Origin of the sequence: Komagataeibacter diospyri (assembly GCF_043995075.1) — a bacterium.
GTDB classification, from domain to species: domain Bacteria; phylum Pseudomonadota; class Alphaproteobacteria; order Acetobacterales; family Acetobacteraceae; genus Komagataeibacter; species Komagataeibacter diospyri.
The window spans coordinates 268,659-292,042 of sequence record NZ_CP171836.1 but is presented as its reverse complement, the minus strand read 5'-3'; the positions used below and the strand labels follow the sequence as shown (position 1 = coordinate 292,042).

Genomic DNA, 23,384 nt, shown 5'->3' with positions numbered 1-23,384 from the left:
TGCGTACGGCATATCACAGGCAGGACATGACCACCAGAACACTGCGTATGCGCAGGGCCATGCGCAAATGACATTGGCAATTGCGACACTGTGGATATGGTCCGTATATGCTGCCATTACGATAACGTTCGCCCCTGTGTCATAAAAACAACAATATATTCCTACATCGCACATCAATGCCTGAAACCCGGACAGCCGCCCTCAATTCATATCCATATCGTTTCAATATTTTCCATTCATATTAATGAAATTATGAAAAACTGCTTCGTATCCGGATTAGATTTCTTTCTGAATCCATCATACATGAACACTCCATATGCCTCCCACACCGCCTGTCATCATGAAAATAATTCCTCATATATTGATAAATATTTTAAATAAAAATTCCACATAAAATAATAAAATTATTGTTATTTATTTCGGAGAACATGAATCGCAAAAAACATTCACGCGAATACCCCGCATAAATTACCAAAATAAAATAGATACAATACTGCAAAAACATTTTAGAAACAATTCGATTATTTCCTCAGTCGCATAATATAAAGATTTAATAATACTGTAATTATAGTGTCATAAAATCATCACGAGACACCATGAAACCCGAAACATAGGGTGTGCCGCGTCATCCAACCACCACCAATCGGGGCCTTGTCATGAGGGATCACGCTGCATGAAAAAGAATAAGATTCTTCTTCTCACAACATGCATGAGTTCTTTGTTTTTCCATAATGCCCATGCAGCCAGCACGGCACAGAAGCAGCCTGTAACCAAGCAGACGGACCAGCGTGGCAAAGCCCCTGCAGGCAAAGCCACGGCAAACGCCAGGGCGGATTCCGTAACCGCCACCAAGGCGGAATCTATCATTGTCATGGGCGCGGGCGCCGCACGTGAAACACAGTCGCTGTCTCATCTCGCCCTGCAGGAAGTCGCCCCCGGCACCAGCCCGCTCAAGACCCTGTCCAAGCTGCCGGGCGTCATGTTCACTTCTTCCGATCCGCTGGGATCGTATGAGTGGTCGCAGCAGATCATCATCCGTGGGTTTGACCAGAGCCGCCTTGGCTTCACCATGGATGGCATCCCGCTGGGAAACCTCGCTTATGGTAACGATAACGGTCTTTCAATCGGTCGTGCGCTGCAGACGGAAAATAATGGGCCGGCAACACTGGCCCAGGGCGCGGGTGCGGTCGGTGTGGCTGCATCAAACGATCTCGGTGGCGCGCTGGAATTCACGTCCATTGACCCAAGCAAGAAATTTGGCGTTGATGTAGCGGGTACCGTGGGGTCATACGGCACATGGCGCACATTTGCCCGTATCAATTCAGGCACCCTGCCCGGTGGCGGGCGGCTGTATGTTTCCTATGACTATCAGGATGCCAACAAGTGGAAGGGCGACGGCATCCAGCAGCAGCAGCAGGCCAATGCCAAGTTCATCCAGCCGCTGGGTGACAAGGTCAAGCTCACCCTGTTCGGTGATTACAGCCAGCGCGCGGAAAATGATTATCAGGATCTCTCACTGCAGATGATCCAGACCAAGGGTTATAACGTCGATAACGTTACCAACAACTATGGACTGGCCAAGCAGATCGCCACGGCTTACCAGACCGGCAAGCCCTTCCCCGCAGGCATCGCCAATCAGGACCAGTCCTATTACAACTCCGCCGGCCTGCGTCAGGATGTGCTGGGGTATGGCAAGTTCGATTTCCATCTGACCGACCACCTGAAGGGCTTCGCCACCGTTTACGGTCATACCAATACGGGTGAAGGCATTTACGCCACGCCATATACGGCAACACCTGCATCCCTGGGTGGATCTCCACTTTCCGTCCGCACCACGGAATATGACATTCACCGCGAAGGCTTTATCGGCAGCCTGTCCTATGAGATCGCACATCATACGATTGAAGGTGGCTTCTGGTTTGAAAACAACGATTTTGAACAGGCACGTCGCTTCTATCCGCTCAGCGCGGACAAATATACAGGCAGTTCCGTCCACTGGTTCCGCAACAACCCGTTCGAAACCCAGTGGCAGAGCGCCTTCAACACCAAGACCTACCAGTTCCATATTCAGGATACATGGCAGATCACCCCGGCCCTGAAACTGAATTACGGTTTCAAGTCACTGGTTGTCGATAACCGGGGCCGCCAGCTGGAAGGCAACTACATGGGCACACCGATGGCCAATACATATGCATCGGGTTCCATTACCTCGGCCAATGGTTTCCTGCCGCAGCTTGGCGCCAACTACCGCATCAACCGCCATAACGAAATCTTTGCCGATTTCGCCCGCAACATGGCGGCCTTTGACAACTCGACCACGGGCGCCACCAGTCCGTTTGCAATGACATCCGCCGCCTATGCCGCGTCCAAGAAAACGCTGCACCCGGAAATGTCCTACAGCGAGGAAATTGGCTACCGATTCCATAACCGGCGCATCCAGGCGTCCATTACCGGTTACTACATCGAATTCGAGGACCGGCTGGCATCCATTTCACCTGTATCCAGCGGCACGAACGTTCAGGGTTACGCCAGTATCCTGACGAATGTCGGTGGCGTGACCGCCCGTGGCATTGATACGGCATTCAACTACCGCTTTGCGGATAACTGGTCGCTGTATGTGTCCTACGCATATAACCAGTCCGTCTATGATGACAACCTGACTACGGGCGGCGTGACCTACGCCACCCGCGGCAAGAGCGTGGTTGGCATGCCGCGCAACCTGGCCAACGTCCAGATCAGTTATGATGATGGCACGATCTGGGGTAATATTGGCATGCAGTATCAGGGACGCCGGACCTATACTTACACCAACGACCAGTGGATCAAGCCGAATGACATCTTCAACCTGAACGTCGGTTACCGTTTCCACAGCCATAACTGGGCACTGCGTGGTCTGGATGCGCAGATCAACGTGACCAACCTGTTCGACAAGCGCTACGTGGCAACGGTCGGCAGCACGGGCTTTGCGGTAAGCGACCCCACGGGCAGCCTGCAGACACTGCAGGCCGGTGCGCCGCGCATGGTCTTCTTCACCCTGCGCAAGCACTTTTTCTGATATCACCACGCCGGCTTTCGACCCTTCATCAGTCTATGGATGACCACCCCATGTCCGATATCCCCAACCGCCGTCAGTTCCTGAAATTCAGCGCAGCAGCCGCCGTTGGCGCGACGCTGCCTGAAAACCTGAAACGGGCACTGGCGGTCGCCCCCAACAGGGTGACCGGCACGATACAGGACGTGGAGCATGTGGTTATCCTGATGCAGGAAAACCGGTCATTCGATCACTACTTCGGCTGCCTGCAGGGCGTGCGGGGATATGGTGATCCCCGCGCTGAAAAACTGCCCGATGGCAGCAGTGTCTTTGCACAACCGGATGGGAAGGGTGGCCATATCATGCCCTTCCTGTTCAATACCGCGCATACCTCCAGCGCCTGCCTTGCCAGCCTTGACCATAGCTGGAAAGGCACACAGACGGCATGGAATGACTGGAACACATGGGTGCCGCACAAGACGCCCATGACCATGGGCCATTTCACCCGCGCGGAAATTCCCTATTATTATGCGCTGGCCGATGCCTTTACGATATGCGATGCCTATCATGCCTCCATTTTCGGACCGACCAACCCCAATCGACTGTTCCTGTTCACAGGCACGAACGGGCTGGTGGTCGGTAATGACGGATTGCAGGCCATACGGAATGTCGATGATGGCAACTGGTCCGCGGACATGGCGCATGACCGGGCTGATTTCACACCTTTCCGCTGGACCACCTATCCCGAAAAACTGCAGGCGGCTGGCATATCATGGCGCGTTTATCAGGAATATGACAATTTTGGTGACAACCCGCTGGCGTCCTTTGCACAATTTCGTAACCTTGATCCCCGGTCATGGGAATATCAGCGCGCCCGCCTGATCGTGCCGGGATCCACCGCCACCAACATGCATGATACCGAAGGCCGCTACCTTGTCGCCGCCTTTGAAGATGATGTCGCGCATGGCAGGCTGCCGCAGGTTTCATGGATCGTGCCGCCAGCCGCCCTGTCGGAACATCCCGATGCCCCGCCCGGTTACGGCGAACACCTGATCTCCCGGCTGATGGACGTTTTTGTGCGCCATCCCGATGTCTGGGCCAAAACAGTTTTTATCCTGAATTATGATGAAAATGATGGTTTCTTTGACCACGTTCCCCCGCCGGTCCCCGCACTTGACCCACGCCAAGGAACCAGCACGATCGCAACCGATGGGGAATCCTATCATACCGTCCCGGTGGGACTGGGGCCGCGCGTGCCCGCAATCGTGGTCTCACCATGGACCAAGGGCGGCTGGGTTAATTCACAGGTATTCGACCATACCTCGGTCCTGCGCTTCCTTGAGACGCGTTTTGGTGTAGAAGCTCCCAACATCACCCCATGGCGGCGCGCTGTATGCGGGGACATGACCTCCATTTTCGATTTTGCGCAGACGGACCGCCGGTGGGCCGCGCACCTGCCGCGAACGGATACCTATCTGGCGGAAACACGCCAGTCATGCATGCTGCCCAAGCCCAATATTCCCGTCCAGCAGGCTCTGCCGCAGCAGGAAACCGGCCAACGTCCAGCCCGCGCCCTGCCCTACCGGCTGCATGCGGACCTGATTGCGCCGGGTCATCTCCATATCGCGAATGAAGGCAGGCAGGGTGCGGTACTGCGTATCCGTGATGGCAGGATAACACGCCATTATACACTGGGCACCGGATCCGACATGACCATACCGGTCACAGCCCACGGCAGCCAGCCCGTGACGATCCATGGACCTAACGGTTTCTTCCGCCAGTTTCAGGGCAAGAGCCTGCCGGGCGCAACCCTGCGTTACGACCCGGCCCGTGACGTGGTTGTGCTGTCGCTGCATAACCATGGCCATGCATCCCGCACGGTCCGGATTGAAGATGCCTATACCCACACCGTCCACGAATCCGAACTGTCTCCCAATATGACAACCGACACCATATGGCCGATCGCCGCATCCGATCACTGGTATGACCTGACCGTCCACGACCCGCATCACGCGCACCGCCTGATCCAGTTGGCGGGACATATCGAAAATGGCAGGCCAAGCCGTACGGATCCCCATATGGGCCAGACCGGCGCATGAAATTCCTGACCCGTCGCACCATGCTGGCCGCTGGTATCACGGCAGGCATCAGCCCATCTTTGCCCGCATGGGCCGCTGGATGCGCCCCGGCGCTGGCACCGCTGAAATGGGCGCCCCGCACCCGCCGCATAATCGAACGCCTGATCGCCATCCATGGCAATGCCGCCGCCAGCTATAACCCGGCCCGGCGCCCTTATGCCGTATTCGACTGGGACAACACCTGTATCGCGGGCGATTGCGAGGAAAGCCTGCTGCATTACACGGCCAACCATTTTGCATTCGCGATGTCAGCCGAAACCTTTGCCCAGGCGACAGCACGCGACGTACCTGCACACACATTTACAGGCCCCTTTCGGACCGTATGTGGACAAAATATCCGCTTCAGGGACCTTCATGCCGATCTGTGCGCGGATTATGCCCTTCTGTCCGCCCGGTCCATGCCCCCGGCGCCAACAGACCCGGCGCTGCTAAGTCTGCGTTCGAAGCTTGTTTTTGCCTATGATGCCATCAACGCCACATGCAATGGAGATATAGCCTGCCGCTGGATCATCCGCTTGCTGGCCGGTCATGACGCAACCGGACTGGCGGCGTTGGCCAAGGCATCCAACTCATGGCATCTGGCGCAGGGCATGGGACAGGAAACATGGATCACGCCGCACACCCGGGCCGGACAGGCAGGCATCGTTGCACGCCCCATCCAGACCGGACTGCGCCTGACACCGGAGATCGCGAACCTGCAATCGGTGCTGCAGCAGGCGGGCATTGATGTTTATGTCTGTTCCGCATCACTGGAAGACGTCGTGGCCGTGTTCGCTACCGATCCCGATTATGGCTATGACCTGCCACGCCAGAATATTATGGGCGTACGTATGGACTGGTCCGGTGGCAGACTGGGGCTTGATGCCGCACCGCACTGGCCCGTCACCTATCGCACGGGCAAGGTACGTGCCATACGTCAGGCACTGGCAGGGGCACGCGGTTATGGACCGTTACTGGTGTGTGGGGATAGTGACGGGGATTACGCCATGCTGACCGAATTTCCCGATACCCGCCTTGGGCTGGTGGTCAACCGACTGTCTTCCGGCCCGATTGGTACCATAGCAAGCCGGGCCGCAGCACAGTTATCAGTCCCGCAGCCCCGCTTTGTCCTGCAGGGACGCGATGAGAATACCGGTGAATGGCGACCATCAGAACAGAGCATTCCCATGGGTTCCCGATTACCCGCACTGGTGGTTACGCATTCCTGAAAACATACTCCGTATGACAGGATGAAAAGGCCAAGAAGCAGCGTAAAAAGCCTGCCCGGAAAATATCAGGCAATCGATTAAGAGATTTTTGGGGTGAAGCATTTAAAAATTTCTCTCACTGCCCTGCAGGACCTGTACGCGCCAGACCAAGAACACCCACAATGGATATCCCTGCAAGAATGGAGAAAAAAACAGCTAGCGGCAGCCATTGCCCTGCATAACGGGCAGCGATGAGCGTCCCGATCAACGGCGTAAAACCGGAAATCAGCGAAGAACTGGTCTGATAGGCAATGGAAATGGCAGTATAACGAATCGCAGGCCGAAAAGCTGCCGCCATATATCCGGCCACAACGGCATAAAAGGCGGACAAGGTAACAATAGTGGCTGAGATACCCGCTGAAATCAGCCAGATATCATGCGTCCGCAAAAGCAGGAACATGGGATAGGGCAGAAAGGCACAGGCCGTTGCCGTGGTCAGCAGGAAACGCGTCTCCCCTACCCGTTCGCCAGTCCATGCCGCCAGTGGCTGGGTGACAAGTTGCAGAAAAGTGGCAATGAACAGCGCATTCAGAATGGTTTCGCGGTCAATATGTTCATAACGCGTTGCATAGCTGAGCAGGAACGTGTTCATGAAGAAAAAACCTGCCGTCCCGATGACGGCAGCAGCACCGGCATAAACAATTTTTGTCCACTCTCCCGACAGGGCACGCAGGGATGAAGGCGGTGGCGCTTGTGCATCTGCGACCTGGGCAAGGAATTCAGGGGTTTCATGCAATTGCCGTCGCAACAGGTAGCAGCCCAACGCAATACCGCCTCCCAACAGGAACGGGATACGCCATGTCCAGGCCAGAAACGTTTCCACCCCAAAGGCATTGGCCATGCGAAAGGTCAGCAATGCCAGCAGCATACCGGCCGGACTGCCAAGCTGTGCGAAGGAGGCCGCGAATGTCTTGCTGCCCGCCGTCGCATGCTCACTGGCCATAAGCACGGCGCCACCCCATTCCCCTCCGACTGATATGCCCTGCACGATACGCAGCGCCACCAGCAGGATGGGTGCCCATACCCCGATGGACGCATAACCCGGCAGCAGACCCACCCCCATGGTGGCCAGTCCCATCGCCGCCACCGTCAGGGTCAGTATCCGCCTGCGCCCCCAGCGATCCCCCAGAATGCCGAATACGGTGCCAGCCAGAGGACGGGCGATGAACCCTGCCGCCAGCGTGCCGAAAGATGCGATATCGGAAACAGTCGTTTTTTCACCGGGAAAGAATACATGACCCAGAACCAGCGCGGATGCCAGCGCATAGACGTAATAATCATAAAATTCGAGCGAAGTGCCGACAAAAGCCGACAGTGCCGCGCGGCGCGCATGACCTGGACCGTTGTTCACAAACCCTCCTGTTGACCTGTAGCCTTATCCACAGCACTCCATTCATAACGGAATCGGTTCATTCCGGCGAACACATTTTCTGAATTTATCAGCATTGCCATTTTGTATATGCGCAGGCTGCAATATAAAAATTTTTACCATATCATTATACGGTCGCAACAAAAAACCAGCATATCCTCCATCCTGAGGGACGCGTCACCACTTCAGGTATCATTAACCGACCGCAAAAGTTATATTCCGATCAGGCTACATAAATACCATTATTTATAGATATTTTTACATATAAATATTTCATATTCTGATCTGCAATTGATGATGCGCATCACATAAAGCGTTCAATCAATGCACATTATACAAAACAGGAAAATGATACGTTTTTTTACTTCAATCCAGGGGTTGGATGGTTGGTCATCATGATCATGCCATGATAGCATTATGGTCTGTCATAGACATGCAGGAAAACAAGCAGCGTGTTTCGTAAAATCCATCGCTGGATGGGACTTCTCCTTATGCTTCCACTGGTCCTGCAGGGACTGACCGGAACGCTGCTGATCGTCATTCCGCTGCTGCTGCCACAACGCCCCCATGTCACGGCTACTGATGCACAGGCCGGGGCCGAAGCCATAATTGCCGCATCCCGCCCTCGCGCCCCGGCCGGCATGATCCCGCTGCGCCTCATCCCCGCACGCTGGGCCGGCGATAGCGCCATGGTCACATATGGGCCAGCAGGAGAACGGCATCCGACCTTTGAAGTGTTCGTCAATCCCTATCATCCGTCGGTTATCAATACATATGTTGTGCCGTCCTATATCCGCTTCCTGCACAATCTTCATGCGGATCTGTTCCTGCTGCCCTACGGACAGACGGCAACAGGCATAATGGGCATCATACTAAGCGCCATGGCGTTTACAGGTCTGGTCATATGGTGGCCCCATCCCGCATTATGGAAAACGGGAAAATGGCGCAAGACCGTCATGATTGCACCCCGTGCACGTGGCCTGCGCCTGTGGCGGGAGGTGCATGTCAGTTCAGGATTCTGGTTTTCGTTCCTGCTACTTTTCATGGCACTTAGCGGATCCGTGCTGGCGTTTCCCTTCGCACGTCCCCTGTTTGGCATCAGTCGTCCCGCTGCCCATGAACACAGCCATCATGAACATGCGTCCCCAGCCTCCACCACAGGAGAACAGGGACTGGACGAATCACTGGCTGCGCTAAAAAAACAGATGCCGGAAACGATCCTGTTATCAGTGCAGTTGGGGGAACACCCGGCACAACAGTCGCTCGAAGTGATCCTGCCTGCCTATGGCCCCAACCACCCGGCTACCGTTCAATACGATGCCCCGACAGGCCGCATGCACATAACCCGCAACCCAGGACAACAACGCCGGGGAGAATGGAGCTTCCAGTGGCTGCATATGCTTCATGAAGCAAGGCTTGCTGCGCCTGCTCCCGTCGCCGTCATATGGAAAACCGCCGTGGCGGCAGGTGGACTGGTGCTTGTCGTGCTGGCGTTCTCCGGCGTGGGTATGTGGACCATACGCCGTCGGGGCGCAGCACGCCGCGAAAATGGGTCATAACGGCTAAACCCGCATTGCCGATCATAATGCCTGCGAATCATAGAAGAGTTTTCGGTATCGCTTTTTCAAAAAGCTTTAAAGAACGCCACCTTTTTTGGGGCCTGTTGAGAATTATCGTGAATTGATGATTGCGGCGGCGAGATGGTTCATGGCTGCAAATGATCTGTCTGTCCTATCGCTCCGCATGGCGATGCGCTTGAGCGCCTTGAGCTTGCAGAAGAAGTTCTCAATGAGATGGCGCGCTTTGAACAGGGCCCAATCGAACGGGCGTCTGTCGAGGCGGCTCGAGCGCTGGGGAATGACCATGCAGGCGCCTTGCGCGCGGATGGCATACACGATCCAGTGGACGTCAAACGCCCTGTCAGCAGGAATCTTCCAGAAATCTGCCGGTTGGAGACGGGGCGCAACCCCGACCGTGTCGTAATGCTGGCCGAGAATGAGGGTAAAGCGGATCAGATTGCCCAGGGCATCAGTCATGGCGATGATCTTCGTTGACCATTCCGTTACACTGCGTCTGATTGCCTGTTTTCAGGTCCCCTTTTTGCCCCCTGCCCATGGCGGTGAACCCGGATCACCGTACCATCGCATATTCCATATCGGTATCGCCAGAGACGGCTTCGAAAATTCGCTGAAAAACCCCGGCCTTCGTCCAGTCGCTGTAGCGCAGGTAAACCGGGTTCCAGTGTCCGCAATACGGTGGCAGGTCCCGCTACGGACTGCCCGTCAGGGCGATCCATAAGACCGCTTCGATAAAGAGGCGGTTATCCTTCCCGCTGCGTCCCCGATCCGTCTTCTTCCCAAGGCACAGCGGCTCCATTTTCGCCCATTGGGCATCGATCAGGATGAAGCAATTCATAAAGGTTTTGCAGCATATCAAGAGACTTGAAAAAACCAATTCCCAACAGGCCCCCATAAGCTACATAAAGAATCGTGCAAAACGCCATCGATACAAAAGGACGGATGTGGCATTTCCTGTAATGCTTTACCATACGGCGCGCCTGACGGGGCCATACCAAACAAATAGCGGGACCGAGACAGGCAGTATGAACTACCGATAACCTTGACGTTCCGCTTTTATGCTGCCCCGTCATGCAGCCTGATATCCAGAAAAACCGACCGTTTCCCACAGACCTGAATATGCTGTCATTCCTGCGGCTACAGGCGGATAAGGGACATTTAAATTCTGTTACGTGTTATAATAACTGACCTGATAGCCCCATAAAACCTGCACACAAACCAGTCCATGCGTCTGCAGGCAAAGCGGCCATAGGCAGAATGCATCGAACGGTTCAGCGGAATACCATTCCCCCGTCGATCAGCACCGATTGTCCCGTCATGTAATCTGAATCCGCACTGGCAAGCCACGCGACAAAGGCGGCGACATCATCTGGCGTTTCCGCCCGGCCAAGGGCGATACCACTGACATATTTCCGATAGGTTGCGCCAATTTCCGCACCGGTTGCTTCTGCCATGCGCCGGTCTATATCCACCCACATATCGGTCCCGACCACACCGGGACAATAGGCATTCACGGTAATGCCAAAGGGAGCAAGTTCCTTTGCCGCCGCCTGCGTCAGTCCCCTGACCGCGAATTTTGTAGCGGAATAGACCCCAAGGAAGGCATACCCTTCATGCCCGGCGATGGAACAGGCATTGATGACCTTTCCCTTACGGCCCAGCTTCCTGAATGCCTGCGCCGCAGCCTGAATACCCCATAACGTACCATTGACATTGATCTGGAAAATACGATCCATATCTTCCACACTCACATCCAGTAATGGCCTGACCTGCGCCACACCGGCGTTATTGACCATGATGTCAATGCCACCCAACTGGTCCACCGCCCGGTCAATCATGGAAAAGACCTGCTCGCGCACACTGATATCGGCAGCCAGCGTAATGACCCTGCGGTCAAGCGCCAGTATTTCCGCACGAACATCAGCCAGCCGGTCCTGATTGATATCCACCAGCGCCAGATCTGCCCCGTCACGCGCCAGACGCAGTGCAATACCACGCCCGATGCCCTGTGCGGCACCTGTAACAACAGCTACCTTGCCAACAAGAGACATGAATAGTGATCTTTCTTTTTTATTTCCACACCATGGGATATGGCAGGACACCGAAAAAACGCCCGATTCAATAAAAAGATTTAAGGAAACGTATTCTTTACCAGAACCATACCGCACACATCCATTTCAGAACGCGACATTCATGGCAGTGCTTAATACTACAGCATCCTTGAATACCGTAGTGCCACCAACATGATTGACATACTGGAAATCCGGTTTGATCGACAGGCCTTCTACTATATGGAAACCGTAATAAGCCTCATAAATCGTCTCGTGACCCTGAACACCATACGGTATGCCGAAATTTGCTCCCGGCAGGGCAAGGCCATGGGTTGCAGCCGCTTCCTGTGACAGGATGGCAGAACGGCTGAAACTGGCCCACAGGAAGGCAATACCCACACTGTCAAGCGGACGATGCCACAATGCGCCCGTATCCATAAGGACAGCCATGAAGCTATGCTTGATCTGCGAAGTCTGGCCGGATGCATAGGCATAATATCCGCCCAGTATCAGCCCGTTCATTTCGCCCGGGCCACGGCGGACCAGCATCTGGTCGGCTATGACCCATACGGATGTCTGTCCGCTTTGCCTGCGGGCAGGCTGGCCGGTCAACACCCATGGATTGCCATGGATATCTTCATACAGGTCATCATACCGCGAATTATCATACATCGCACCCAGCTTGTAATGCCCGGCCAGATGGTTATGCCCAAAGGCAGGAAGCCAGCCGATTTCCGCCTGTGTCGATAATTTACCCAGTCCATCCTGCGCCCATGACCAGCCGGAAATACCCCCATTGTAATTATGGGGCGAAACAGCAAACAGTCCCCCCATGACATAAAGTTCTTTCATTGGCATTACACGCAGGATGCCGCCGATATTACCCGAAGGCCAGCCACGCCCGCCACGCAGGAATTTGGTTGGCGCCTCGCCCCCGCACAGCCATACATTCATGAAGTTGCAGACCCATGGCGAATTCTGGAAAAACGCACCGGTCGGTATCCAGCCCACGGACAGATCCACCTTACGCGCGAACCATGCCTTTTCAAAATATGCCCAGACAAGATGGGCCAGCACATTGCCACGGCTGCCGTAAATCTGCTGTACCTGATTGCTGTTGTCACCAAACAGCCGACTGAGGTTACGGCCATGTCCATTGACCACAAGCATATGCAGCCACAGATCCTTCGTCCATGCGCGTGAATGCAGCAGCGTATCCCAGTCAACATCCAGCGTGGTCCCCACCTGCCCCGCAACAGTATAATCACGCTTTTTCCCGCCCATGACATTGCCGGCGAGATCTTCATAAACATCCAGCGCAACATACAGCCCGCGTTTCTGCAGCCAGGGCTGGATACCGCCCCAATCTCCCAGCATATGCGTGGTACCATAGGGCGGACCGAACGAAGGCGGTCCATAGGGAGCCTGAAGAAAGCCGGGGATCGTTTCATAAAAGGGTGTTGTCGGCTGTGTTTCGCCATAAGGCGTAGGGTTCGAAACCTCCGGCAGCTTTTTTGTTACTGTCTTTGTGCCGAGGATCCTGCGCAACCATGCAGGCTGTTGTGTACTTTCCACGGTGGATGTTCCGGTTGCGCCCTGATCCGCGGCACGGGCAGGCAATACACGCAACATACCCAAGGCCAGACATATGACCATCAGGGTCAGACATGTCATTCTGATATGGCGAGATGCCTTCCCGATCCTGAAGACTGCCTGAAAACAAATCGTTGATAAAAAACAATAAAGGTTTTTGAGCACTGCCTTCTTGAAAAAATCTGCCTTATGATTGCAGGACCTTTCAAAGGCTGACTTTTTAAACAGTCCCTTATCAATATAATGATAGAGAACCGATAATAAAAACCATTCATGAGGAACGCGCATGCCCTAGACCTCACGGAAATGCATGTCATGCTGTCAGGAACATGATATTCCCAGAAAACAGCACAAGACAGGTCATACCCACAGACGGATAGAACAGATATTTGCAACATGTCGCCACATCCATTATCCGGAAATCCGGGCAACAGTCATCAACAGTCCTGTTTTTGGGTATGGATTTATTATTTCTTATAGAAAATAGTTTTTATTTTTTATTCATCTTCATTGCCTTATTTTATTATATATTTTTAGGCGAATTGCATTATTTATTAAAAAATAGACAGCGGAAATTATAAAATTCATTCCATACTGTCTGAAACCCTATATTTGTTCAGATCCATGCATGCATCATACACAACTGCAGGGTAGGACCATTTCAGTTACATGGACATTCTGGTAGCTCACTTCCCTTTCCTAAAAGGCATAATATGGCCTGTGCCCGCTAACGGATATCTCCCGCTTCAGGTTGCCTGACGATGCAGGGATATTTGCACGTGTCTAATGAAGTAAAATTGGCGCGTCACCTTCCTGCCATGGGTCAAGGCGACACATGGCGCGACCAAGTAGTGGCGACGTCAGAAACGCCTGCAACCATTCCTGCAATCGTACCAGGGGAACGCTGGCAAACCAGTCCGGATCGGTTGCGGCAAACTGGCGTACAAACGGCGCGATAGCAGCATCAGTCAGACCAGGCCGGGCACCATGCAGGAAGAATCCCTCTTGCAGTATCTTATCAATATTTTCCAGAATCTTCAGCGCTTCAGCCCTGTGGCAATCGGGGTTGGACTGGTAGCGGGTCGCATATTTGTAACGGTCCAGATGATATTTGAAGGGACCGTCATTCTGCGCGATCAGATCATGCCGGATATTGAACAGCCAGTGCTGCGGGTCATGCTGTCCCAGCACCCAGCACATGATATCCAGACTTTCGTCAACAACCGTATGATCAGGCAGGACAAAAACAGGCACCGTTGCCTTGGGTGAGGCACGCAGCATGCTGGCAGGCTTGGCTGAAAGCCTGACCTCCCGGATTTCACATTCCATACCACTGGAAAGCAGGGCCAGACGCGCCCGCATGGCATAGGGACAGCGGCGAAAACTGTACAGCACGGGTCTTGCGGTCATCTCTTTCCTGTTCGGCAACCTTCTGTCCAGACTGACATGATACAAAAACACACCATAATCAGGCAAGGACACCTCCATTCCGTAACGGACCGCATGGAAAAAACTTGCATGACCGGGCCGCAACTTCCCTTTCCCTGTTGCGTATAAGCAATTGGCAGCATATTGCGGCATTCCATGCATCCAGCCGGAATACGCAAATATTGTTTGAAATTAACTGGCCGATAAAAAACAATAAAAGCTCCTGAATGTCACCTTTTTAAAAAAGACGTCGTTTCAGGAAGCTTTTTGAAAAACTTCGCCAAAAAATTTCCTTATGATCACCCGATGGCTCAAGGGCTGACTTTTCAGACAGTCTTCAGGGGATGCATGCAGACCCTTCGTGAAGCATTGACCGGTTATAATCCTTCAATGCGGACCGTAACGACACAGATCGCCTCCGTTTAAAATAAAACGAACAGAAACGGAATTACCAGTCATGGAAAACATTTCCAATATATGGCCAGTTTTCACCTATGCCGTTGTCATAGCACTGCTTCTGGCCTGCATGTTGGGACTGTCGGCTATAACCGGCACCCGGCGGGACGGCAGGGCCATGGGCCGTTCCATGTCCATGGCTTTTGAATCCGGTATTGTCCCCACGGGTTCAGCGCATCTGCGGCTGTCTGTACAGTATTATCTGGTAGCCATGTTCTTCGTCATTTTTGATGTTGAAACGGGCATCCTCCTGACATGGGCAACAGTCGTAACCGAAACGGGATGGGTCGGTTATGCTGCCGCCGTCGTCTTTACTGCCTTTCTGGCCCTTTCCCTTGCCTATCTGTGGCGTGCCGGGGCGTTGGACTGGGGTCCACGGGTCCGCCCATACCAGATACCCGATACGCGAAAGGATCACGCGGCATGAACTGGTCCCTGTCTTCCCCAAATACCGCCAGACATACGCAGGTTTCCTCCAGTTTCAGTGAAACCCTCCGCCGCAATCTGGTCATGGGCCGGTTGCAGGATTTTGTGGCATGGGGGCAGAAAAATTCCATCTGGCCGCTGAATTTCGGCCTGTCCTGCTGTTATGTGGAAATGGCGACGGCGTTCACCAGTCGTTTCGACATTGCCCGCTTCGGTTCCGAAGTGCTGCGCGCAACACCACGTGAAGCCGACCTGATTGTCATTTCCGGCACAGTATTCGTCAAGATGGCCCCGGTCATCCAGCATCTGTACAACCAGATGCTGGAACCACGATGGGTCATCTCCATGGGATCCTGCGCCAATTCCGGCGGCATGTATGACATTTACAGTGTCGTGCAGGGTGTAGACAGCTTCCTGCCGGTAGATGTGTATGTGCCCGGCTGCCCGCCCCGCCCCGAGGCGCTGCTGGAGGGGCTGCTGCTATTGCAGAAATCCATCGGTACACACCGCAGGCCCCTTAGCTGGCTGATGGGACCGCAGGGGGCGGAACCCGTGACCCCGCCCAGCCTGCGCGATGAAAAGCGCGCCCTACGCCAGAGCATGCGCGACCTGCGCACGCCCGACGGAATCTGACATCATGAGCACCACCCTCACCCCCACCCGCGAACAGAGTCTTGCGGACATAATTTCGGATCATCTTCCCAATGGTAGACTGGCCACCCAGCCAGCATGTGATGGCGTTTCCATCATCTGGATTACGCCGGACAACCTGCGCCCGGCCCTTGCAGCGCTGAAAGCGGCTACCGCATCAGCCATGCTGCTTGACCTGACGGCCATAGACGAACGTGAGCGCACACACCGCGCCGGACAACCACAGGCCGCGTTCACGGTCGTCTATCACCTGATCTCGTTGACCACCCGCACGGATGAGGTCCGGATCAAGGTACCCCTTGGCGCAACCGCCCCCGCCCTTCCCAGCATCTGTGACCTGTGGCCGGGCGCCAACTGGTATGAGCGCGAAGTATGGGACCTGTTCGGTATCCATTTCCATAACCATCCCTGCCTGCGCCGCATCCTGACCCCACCCACATGGACCGGACACCCGCTGCGCAAGGATCACCACGCCCGTGCCACCGAAATGCCGCCCTACAGCCTGACAGAAGAACAAGAAGCACGCGAACAGGACGCCCTGCGCTTTGACCCATCCGCATGGGGCATGGGGCGACATAGCGACCACAGCGATTTCATGTTCCTCAATCTCGGCCCCAATCATCCCAGCGTGCATGGGGTTTTCCGCATCATGCTGCAACTGGAAGGCGAGCGGATTGTCGATGCCGTACCCGATATCGGCTTCCACCATCGCGGCGCGGAAAAGATGGGCGAACGCCAGTCATGGCATACCTATATCCCCTATACCGACCGGGTGGATTACCTCGGCGGGGTCATGAACAATTTCCCCTATGTCATGGCGGTCGAGACACTGGCCGGGATTACCGTGCCGCCACGGGCGCAGATGATCCGCGTCATGCTGGCGGAACTGTTCCGCATTGCCAGCCACCTCGTCTTCTACGGCACCATGGCGCAGGATGTAGGGCAGCTTTCACCAGTGTTCTACATGTTTACCGACCGCGAACGCGTGTTCGGGATCATCGAGGCGATATGTGGCTTTCGCATGCACCCGGCATGGTTCCGCATCGGCGGCGTGGCCATGGACCTGCCTGACGGGTGGGAAGGACTGATCCGTGCCTTTCTCCATGACCTGCCCGGACGGCTGGATGAATACGACGCCATGGTCATGCGCAATCCGATCTTCCGTGCCCGGACGAAAGGGGTCGGGGTCTATACCACGGCGGAGGCTACTGAATGGGGCGTCACCGGGCCGGGGCTGCGCGCCACCGGTCTGGCATGGGATTACCGCAGGCATGCGCCCTATGCCTGTTATGGTCAGCTTGAATTTGACATTCCCACCGGCGCCAGTGGCGACTGTTATGATCGGGTTGCCGTGCATGTGGAAGAAATACGCCAGAGCCTGCGCATCATCCGCCAGTGCGTGGACAACATGCCCGCAGGCCCGGTCAAGGCTGACCACCCGCTGACAACCCCGCCGCCCAGGGCGCGGACGATGCATGACATCGAAACCCTGATCCACCATTTCCTTGGCGTAAGCTGGGGGCCGGTCATTCCACCGGGTGAAGCGCGGGCCAGCATCGAAGCCACGAAAGGGGTGAACACCTATACGCTTATCAGCGATGGGGGCACCACATCATACCGCACCCGTATCCGCACCCCATCCTTTGCCCACCTGCAGATGATCCCCCTGCTCAGCCGCGGCATCATGATCGCGGACCTGATCGCGATCCTGGGCAGCATTGATTTCGTCATGGCCGATGTTGACCGCTGATACATCCCTGCCCACGCCCATGCGGGCGGAAATCCTGGCGCTTGCGGCGCAGGAACTGCATCCGCGTGGCGCGGGTGTCGCAGCGCTGCGACTGGTGCAGGCCCATTTTGGATGGGTCAGCACGCCGCACCTGCGCGAAGTGGCCGAACTGCTGGACATGTCGGCGGATGATCTGGATGGCGTCGCCACCTATTTCAACCTGCTGTTCCGCAGGCCGGTCGGACGGCATGTCATCATGTTGTGTGACAGCGTTTCGTGCTGGATCATGGGGCGTGAACCGCTATGCGCCCATTTGTGCCGGAAACTGGGCATAAGGCCGGGCGAAACCACGGCAGACAACGCCATGACACTGCTGCCCACGGTATGTATCGGGCATTGTGACCATGCCCCCGCCATGCTGGTGGACAGCACGCTGCATGGCAATGTGGATGCGGCCATGCTCGACCACCTGATCGACACGCTGAGGGTCACGCCATGACATCCCCTACCGAAAGGCCCCTGACTGCCATGATCGACCCTGCCGCCGGGCCACCGGACTGTGCGGCATACGGGCGCGCGGGCGGCTGGCAGGCCGCGCGCCTGGCATTGGGCGGCCTTGCCCCGGCTGACATCATTGACATGGTGACACGCTCAAAACTGCGCGGGCGTGGGGGGGCAGGCTTCGGTACCGGGCAGAAATGGAGCTTCGTGCCGAAAGAACCCGCAATCGAACGCCGCAAATACCTGATCGCCAATGCTGACGAGATGGAACCGGGCACCTTCAAGGACCGCCTGCTGCTTGAGGGCAACCCCCTGCAGTTGGTTGAGGGCATGATCCTTGCGGCCTACGCCGTGCAGGCCGGGCACGGCATCATCTTCCTGCGCGGGGAATAATGTCCTTTGTTTTTATTGGATAATTTTCCACGTTTTTGGTCAGTGCCAGCACAATTAAGCAACGGCGAAAGGAAACTCTCCTTGTACTTTTCGCCCTACCGTGCCTATAATCACCCCGCTGCGGCACCCATCCGGTTGGTGCAGGTCACGATGCCGCAGCACCGCATTTCTAGAGGCCCTCGGGTCGCAGCGGGTGGAAGCCCCGCACAAGAACGGCAGGGCCTTAACGGGTTCCTGCCGTTTCTATTTCCGGCACCCTCTCCGCAAACAGAACAGCCGGTGCAGCCAGCGCCAGATCATCGCCGTCCACCCACGAACGGCGCGACCGGCGCGCGACCGGCACACTCGCCAGCGGCCCAGGTATCAATCATCGCCCGCACTCTCCCCCGCAATTCCTCGCGGTCGGCGATCAGGCGCGCTGCCTCGACGTGCCGAGCATCATCGTTCTGTGCAAACATAGATGCCTCGTAGCCAATCTGCCGCCCCATCTCCACGTCGGGCATGGATGACAGGGGCGCATAGGATACCGGCAAGTTAACCGTCTGTCCGCGCGTCCGGCTGGCATCGGCCCCTACCCCGAATGTGGGCGCGGTCGTGATCGCCCCCACGCTGAATTGGCCGCCCTGCGTGAACTGCCCGGATAGTTGCAGGGTCACGTCGCCCGCAATCGTGCCCACCACCGGGTCGGACCGGCCCTGACTGCACTGTGCCGCCCGAACGGCACGGACGAACAGGGCGTCCTGATCCTTTGTCCAATCGCCCGCGTGCGATACCGACACAACGCCAGCCTGCGCCAGACTGGACTGTATACCTGCCATGGCCTGCGGGATGGTAGTTGCGACGCGGGCCGGGTGGACCGCACAGCCAGACAAGCCAACGGCGCAGGCGAACAGAAAAGCTATGCGGTCGCCCCGGTTCATGCTGCTCCCCGCAAGTATGCCTCATTGGCCGCAACCAGCGCCGCCCAGTCATCACCAGCCGGATACAGGCTGCCAGGCGCATGCAATTGCCCCCACGCCAGACCGTGCGCTTCCATGATCCGTGAGCGGACCCAGCGCCATGTTGCTTTCTGCTTGCTGCCCCACGTCAACAGCGTGACAAGGTCGGTATCGTCCGTGCCCGAGTAATCCCACAGCAGTAGGCAATGACCGCCAGCGCTGCCCGGCGTCGGGTCGCCATGGTCGGCGGGACTGTCCGTATCCCACACGGGCGGCAGGTTGCCGTCCTGATCCTCCCACATATCTGCCGTGGCCAACTGCACGCCCAGATAGGCGGCAGACAGGCCTGCGGTGATGTTGCGGATCCCGTTCAGGTCGCTTGGATCGGCGCTCCCCCAGATCGGAAACAGGGTCTGGTCTGCCAGCGCATAACCATCGCGGGCGGCCGTGGTCAGTACGTCCACCTCCACACCGCCGTTATCCGTGGCAGGGTTGCCGGGAACGTAGCCGGTGGAAAGGGAATAGAAGCGTACGGCGGCGTCAGTCGTAATGCCGCTGACATCAAAACCAGCCAGTGCGCCGGTAGCGTGCAGATGATTGCCGATGCCAGCCGATGTGCAGTCTCCCAGAGCATCATTGCCCAGCATGGCCGGGTGTGGGTCGATATGGTCGCGGATAAGGCGCGGTGGGGCCTGCCGTGCGCAGAACCCGCGCATTACAGACAGATGCGGCTGGCCGGGCCGGTGTTCAGCCGGGCGGCAGCCGAGGAAGCGTTTTGTCATTTTGAGGTGTCCGTTTGGTCGGGCGCGGGTGGCCCTAGCGTGTCGTCAATCTGGCGTTCGCGTCGGGCTTTGACCCATTCAGCGATGCAAAAGGCTATCACCTGAAAGAAGGCCCCGCCGGTCAGGAACAGGCCCAGACCGGCAAGCGCGTGGGTGGTCATCCCTGCGATGCCGCAAAGACGGCGATTTCACCGATGGCAGCATCACCATTCAGCGGCGACACGGCGTGCAGGCGCGGGCCGGACATGTCGATCATGGCCTTCAACAGAGAAATCAGCGTCTCCGCCGCACCGGCTGCCGTCTTGGCCTCGGACACCACGCTGCTGGACAGGTTGGCCGCCGTGCCGGTGATGACCGCGACAATCAGCGTGTCGATCTTCTCCACGTCGGCAAGGACGCTGTCGAAGGCTGTCTTGACGCTGGCGCTGTCATAGGTGACGGATGTACTGGACCCGGCGGCGGACAGGAACGCCGCCAGCGCGGATTTCAGGGATGCAATGACCGTGTTGGCCAGCGCCAGATTGGCCGTGCCCATGGCCGACGCCACGAACGATACATTGATTGACGTGCTGGCAAAGGACAGGATGGCGGTGCCGTAATCCACGACCTCGGCAACGTTCAGGGTGATCGTGGTTGTGGTGCCGGACTTACTGGCGGAACAGCCCGGAAGGGCTGCAACGGATGCGATGGCGGCCACCGTCATCAGACCATGCCCAAGGAAGCTGCGACGGCCTTTGTTTTTGACTTCAATCCGGACGTGTTTTTTATCGCCGAACATGGCTATCTCCTTATGGCCAGATCACGGCTGGCGTGTAGGCGGACCACGTGTTTTCTGCCGTGCAGACGTAGATGCCGCTGGATGCGAAAATGATGGTGCCGGGTGTGCCAGCAGCGGTGGATGATGCGGGTGCATCCCCGATGGTGATGATCAGGTTTCCCGAGCCGTCAACTCCGGCTGCGCTTGTTCCGATCATGCGCTGCGTATCGAGGCGCGTCGGGTACATGCCGGGGTCGAACGGCCGGCCGCGCCGGATGGGGTTAGGTGTTCCCATTGGCCGCCTGCTCGGGTTTGCCCTTTTTGTTCAGGACTGGAATACCGGCCGAGGCTACGGCCTGCTTGGCAGCGGGCTTGTCCGCCAGCGGCACGCGCACGCCCGACTGTCCCGGCTTGAAGTGATTTTCAGCCCAGCCGATGTTCAGGCCGATGGTGGTCATGACCTGATAGGCCACGGCCCACTTGCTGCCAGCATGTGGCGGCGGGATCAGCGCGGATGCCGCCGAGCAGGCGAACACGAACACGGCGGCGTAAAGCGTGTACTGTTCCGGCACCTCATTGAGCAGCAGCAGGACGAAAGCCCCGATGCCGCCGAATTTCGCGGCGGTGTTCATTTGCCGTCTCCATGCAGGCCGATCCGGTAGAAGTCGTGATGGCCGATTGTCTTGATGAAAAGCCGGGGCAGCGCCCACATCGGGGCTGGACTGCCATGCCGGTAGTAACTGTCCGCGCCGTTCGTCAGGTCCACCAGCGCCCCGGCCACCAGTTGCAGGGCCAGTTCATGCGCGGTGCGGTATTGCGGGTCAGACTGGTTCAGGCTGGCTATTTTTCCGGCGTTGGGATCGCCTGGGTTCCAGCAGGAGAACTGCCAAGGCGCGCGACAGACGGATGTGATGTCGCTGCCCCACCAGCCGGGGTGAGACGCCCGGTTGCCGATCACGTTCAGGACCGCCTGCATGCCGCACAGCCCCTCTCCCCTCGCCTCGCCCCATGCGGTCATGGCTGCGGTGTCTATGGCGGTCGCGTCCAGCATCAGCCGAACATCCCGTGCCAGAGATGGCAGACGCCACGCCATGCAGCATCTCCGATCTGGCCCCAACCCAGCAGGCCGGTAATCAGGACAGCCCAGAACATCAGCCGCTTGTCACGTGCTGCTTCCTTTTCTTCGATTCGTCCCAGACGCGATGAAAGATCGTTGTCCCGATTGTCCTGCTTTTCCTGCAGGGCGCTGAACCGGTCATTCATTTCACGGCGCGTCTCGGCGGCATTGTCGTTGACCGCCTGCATCAGAAGCGCGTTCTGGTGCTTCATGTCGTCGCGCAGGTTATCCTGCACGCCTTCCACGCGGGCCACACGCTCACGCACCACGGCCACTTCCTCGACCGTGGCATATCGGGGATCGGTCATCAGTGAGATACCGCCTCACCGGATACACCAGTCCAGGCGCTGCCATTCCACAGCACCAGCACGCCAGTGCTTCCGCTGCCGATCTTGCAGTCAGAACAGAAGGAAGGAACGCCTACCTGACCCGATGCGGGCAGTGTGGCGTATGTGGTGGAAAGCGGAACGCCTATCCCCTGAGACCCCGGCGTCTGCGCGCCGAAGTCAAACAGGCCGTGATCCATGGGGGATGTGGGCACGGCATGCGCCTGCACCGTGACAAGAAGGCTGGCGGCTGCCAGAAGGTGAAAGAAGCGCATGCCGTCCCCGAAACTGAATGGTCAGGATTTCGGGGTATGGGTGGTTTGTTAGTACGGTGTGGGAACTATTAACCAGAACGTGCTAGGTGATGATAACCAACAGGAGATTTCCATGAAACGCGTAACCATCATTGCCGCCCTAATTACCGCAACTCCACTCGCTGCCCAGGCTCAGGGCTGGACAAATGGATATGAGCGCAGAGACGGTACATACGTCCAGGGATATGAGCATAGCCAGCGCGACAATACGGTGACGAACAATTACTCATTTTCTGGGAACAGCAATCCTTACACAGGGGAAACCGGACATAATCGCTACGAGCACAACACTACGTCCCCGTATTATTCCGGTCCATCCGCGTCAGGTCATTCCGGGCACAGCGAACAGTCTGGGATGTGGGCGCCGTCCAAGCAGTGGTAATCATCTTACCCTGAAATCATTATCAATATCGCCATCGTCGGCCCCCAGACCAAGCATGTATCCGATATAGCCAATAATCAGAACCATGGAGATCATACCGCAGATCGCATATGCCTTTGAGTTTTGATCTGATTTTGCACAGATGAATAGGCATATTGCCAAAGGGCCGGTAGGGAAA

21 protein-coding genes and 2 pseudogenes are annotated in these 23,384 nt (G+C 56.6%); 9 read left to right on the top strand and 14 right to left on the bottom strand.

Translation table 11 applies throughout. The features are described from left to right. Positions 1 to 709: 709 nt before the first annotated feature. From ACE2AA_RS01450 to ACE2AA_RS01440, 3 genes are read left to right on the top strand one after another with little or no spacing between them, the layout of a single operon-like run. Positions 710 to 3,055, top strand: coding sequence for a TonB-dependent receptor (locus ACE2AA_RS01450; RefSeq protein WP_395370824.1), 2,346 nt, complete (start codon positions 710 to 712; stop codon positions 3,053 to 3,055). A 50-nt stretch (positions 3,056 to 3,105) separates the two neighbouring features. After that, the gene (locus tag ACE2AA_RS01445; protein WP_395370822.1) at positions 3,106 to 5,130 is read left to right on the top strand and encodes a phosphocholine-specific phospholipase C; all 2,025 of its coding nucleotides are present in this window, start codon (positions 3,106 to 3,108) and stop codon (positions 5,128 to 5,130) included. Further along, positions 5,127 to 6,377, top strand: coding sequence for a haloacid dehalogenase-like hydrolase (locus tag ACE2AA_RS01440; RefSeq protein WP_395370821.1), 1,251 nt, complete (start codon positions 5,127 to 5,129; stop codon positions 6,375 to 6,377). Before ACE2AA_RS01445 ends, ACE2AA_RS01440 begins: the two co-directional genes overlap by 4 nt. Before the next feature lie 115 nt (positions 6,378 to 6,492). Here ACE2AA_RS01440 and ACE2AA_RS01435 read toward each other — a convergent pair whose 3' ends face one another. Beyond that, complete coding sequence (locus ACE2AA_RS01435) at positions 6,493 to 7,767, bottom strand: MFS transporter (RefSeq protein ID WP_395370819.1); 1,275 nt, start codon at positions 7,765 to 7,767, stop codon at positions 6,493 to 6,495. 470 nt (positions 7,768 to 8,237) lie between these two features. Here ACE2AA_RS01435 and ACE2AA_RS01430 point away from each other — a divergent pair, with 470 nt between their 5' ends. Further along, positions 8,238 to 9,344, top strand: a complete 1,107-nt coding sequence (locus tag ACE2AA_RS01430) for a PepSY-associated TM helix domain-containing protein (protein WP_395370818.1) — start codon at positions 8,238 to 8,240, stop codon at positions 9,342 to 9,344. Positions 9,345 to 9,455: 111 nt separating this feature from the next. Here the strand turns inward: ACE2AA_RS01430 and ACE2AA_RS01425 are convergent. The 4 genes and pseudogenes from ACE2AA_RS01425 to ACE2AA_RS01410 all read right to left on the bottom strand — a co-directional run bounded on the left by ACE2AA_RS01425 (position 9,456) and on the right by ACE2AA_RS01410 (position 14,416). Continuing rightward, positions 9,456 to 10,200 (bottom strand): annotated as a pseudogene (locus ACE2AA_RS01425) (IS5 family transposase). A gap of 433 nt (positions 10,201 to 10,633) precedes the next feature. Beyond that, positions 10,634 to 11,413: an acetoin reductase gene (locus tag ACE2AA_RS01420; RefSeq protein WP_395370817.1), complete on the bottom strand. Its 780-nt coding sequence runs from the start codon at positions 11,411 to 11,413 to the stop codon at positions 10,634 to 10,636. Between the two features lie 126 nt (positions 11,414 to 11,539). Then, positions 11,540 to 12,988 carry a carbohydrate porin gene (locus ACE2AA_RS01415; protein WP_227000688.1) on the bottom strand — a complete coding sequence of 483 codons (1,449 nt, stop codon included), beginning with the start codon at positions 12,986 to 12,988 and terminating at the stop codon, positions 11,540 to 11,542. Positions 12,989 to 13,789: 801 nt separating this feature from the next. Further along, positions 13,790 to 14,416 carry a glutathione S-transferase gene (locus ACE2AA_RS01410; RefSeq protein WP_395370815.1) on the bottom strand — a complete coding sequence of 209 codons (627 nt, stop codon included), beginning with the start codon at positions 14,414 to 14,416 and terminating at the stop codon, positions 13,790 to 13,792. Positions 14,417 to 14,891: 475 nt separating this feature from the next. Here ACE2AA_RS01410 and ACE2AA_RS01405 point away from each other — a divergent pair, with 475 nt between their 5' ends. The 5 genes and pseudogenes from ACE2AA_RS01405 to ACE2AA_RS01385 form a co-directional block, all read left to right on the top strand. Next, entirely contained in the window at positions 14,892 to 15,317 is a 426-nt protein-coding gene (locus ACE2AA_RS01405) for an NADH-quinone oxidoreductase subunit A (RefSeq protein ID WP_141259652.1), read from the top strand. Continuing rightward, complete coding sequence (locus ACE2AA_RS01400) at positions 15,314 to 15,949, top strand: NuoB/complex I 20 kDa subunit family protein (RefSeq protein WP_395370814.1); 636 nt, start codon at positions 15,314 to 15,316, stop codon at positions 15,947 to 15,949. Before ACE2AA_RS01405 ends, ACE2AA_RS01400 begins: the two co-directional genes overlap by 4 nt. Before the next feature lie 4 nt (positions 15,950 to 15,953). Then, on the top strand, positions 15,954 to 17,717 hold the full coding sequence (gene nuoC, locus ACE2AA_RS01395) for an NADH-quinone oxidoreductase subunit C/D (RefSeq protein ID WP_395370813.1): 1,764 nt from the start codon (positions 15,954 to 15,956) through the stop codon (positions 17,715 to 17,717). Further along, positions 17,704 to 18,195 (top strand): NADH-quinone oxidoreductase subunit NuoE, encoded by a 492-nt coding sequence (gene nuoE, locus ACE2AA_RS01390; RefSeq protein ID WP_141259649.1) that lies wholly within the window; start codon positions 17,704 to 17,706, stop codon positions 18,193 to 18,195. Before nuoC ends, nuoE begins: the two co-directional genes overlap by 14 nt. Further along, a pseudogene (locus ACE2AA_RS01385) lies at positions 18,192 to 18,587 on the top strand (NADH-quinone oxidoreductase subunit F); the annotation flags it as partial. The gene nuoE and the pseudogene ACE2AA_RS01385, both read left to right, overlap by 4 nt. A gap of 299 nt (positions 18,588 to 18,886) precedes the next feature. Here the strand turns inward: ACE2AA_RS01385 and ACE2AA_RS01380 are convergent. Genes ACE2AA_RS01380 through ACE2AA_RS01340 form a run of 9 tightly spaced genes read right to left on the bottom strand, consistent with a single transcriptional unit; the run spans position 18,887 to position 22,785 of the window. After that, a complete protein-coding gene (locus ACE2AA_RS01380; protein WP_395370811.1) occupies positions 18,887 to 19,510 on the bottom strand; it encodes a hypothetical protein in 624 nt (207 codons plus the stop codon). Next, positions 19,507 to 20,310, bottom strand: coding sequence for a hypothetical protein (locus ACE2AA_RS01375; protein WP_395370809.1), 804 nt, complete (start codon positions 20,308 to 20,310; stop codon positions 19,507 to 19,509). Before ACE2AA_RS01375 ends, ACE2AA_RS01380 begins: the two co-directional genes overlap by 4 nt. Then, complete coding sequence (locus tag ACE2AA_RS01370) at positions 20,307 to 20,471, bottom strand: hypothetical protein (protein WP_395370807.1); 165 nt, start codon at positions 20,469 to 20,471, stop codon at positions 20,307 to 20,309. Before ACE2AA_RS01370 ends, ACE2AA_RS01375 begins: the two co-directional genes overlap by 4 nt. Then, complete coding sequence (locus ACE2AA_RS01365) at positions 20,468 to 21,088, bottom strand: hypothetical protein (protein WP_395370806.1); 621 nt, start codon at positions 21,086 to 21,088, stop codon at positions 20,468 to 20,470. The genes ACE2AA_RS01370 and ACE2AA_RS01365 overlap by 4 nt, the downstream gene beginning before the upstream one ends. Before the next feature lie 10 nt (positions 21,089 to 21,098). Continuing rightward, a complete protein-coding gene (locus ACE2AA_RS01360; RefSeq protein WP_395370804.1) occupies positions 21,099 to 21,362 on the bottom strand; it encodes a hypothetical protein in 264 nt (87 codons plus the stop codon). Beyond that, on the bottom strand, positions 21,349 to 21,699 hold the full coding sequence (locus ACE2AA_RS01355) for a hypothetical protein (RefSeq protein ID WP_395370802.1): 351 nt from the start codon (positions 21,697 to 21,699) through the stop codon (positions 21,349 to 21,351). Before ACE2AA_RS01355 ends, ACE2AA_RS01360 begins: the two co-directional genes overlap by 14 nt. Then, positions 21,696 to 22,118, bottom strand: a complete 423-nt coding sequence (locus tag ACE2AA_RS01350; RefSeq protein ID WP_395370800.1) for a cell wall hydrolase — start codon at positions 22,116 to 22,118, stop codon at positions 21,696 to 21,698. The genes ACE2AA_RS01355 and ACE2AA_RS01350 overlap by 4 nt, the downstream gene beginning before the upstream one ends. Beyond that, positions 22,118 to 22,492, bottom strand: a complete 375-nt coding sequence (locus tag ACE2AA_RS01345; RefSeq protein ID WP_395370799.1) for a hypothetical protein — start codon at positions 22,490 to 22,492, stop codon at positions 22,118 to 22,120. The genes ACE2AA_RS01350 and ACE2AA_RS01345 overlap by 1 nt, the downstream gene beginning before the upstream one ends. After that, positions 22,492 to 22,785, bottom strand: a complete 294-nt coding sequence (locus ACE2AA_RS01340; RefSeq protein ID WP_395370797.1) for a hypothetical protein — start codon at positions 22,783 to 22,785, stop codon at positions 22,492 to 22,494. Before ACE2AA_RS01340 ends, ACE2AA_RS01345 begins: the two co-directional genes overlap by 1 nt. Between the last annotated feature and the right edge of the window lie 599 nt (positions 22,786 to 23,384).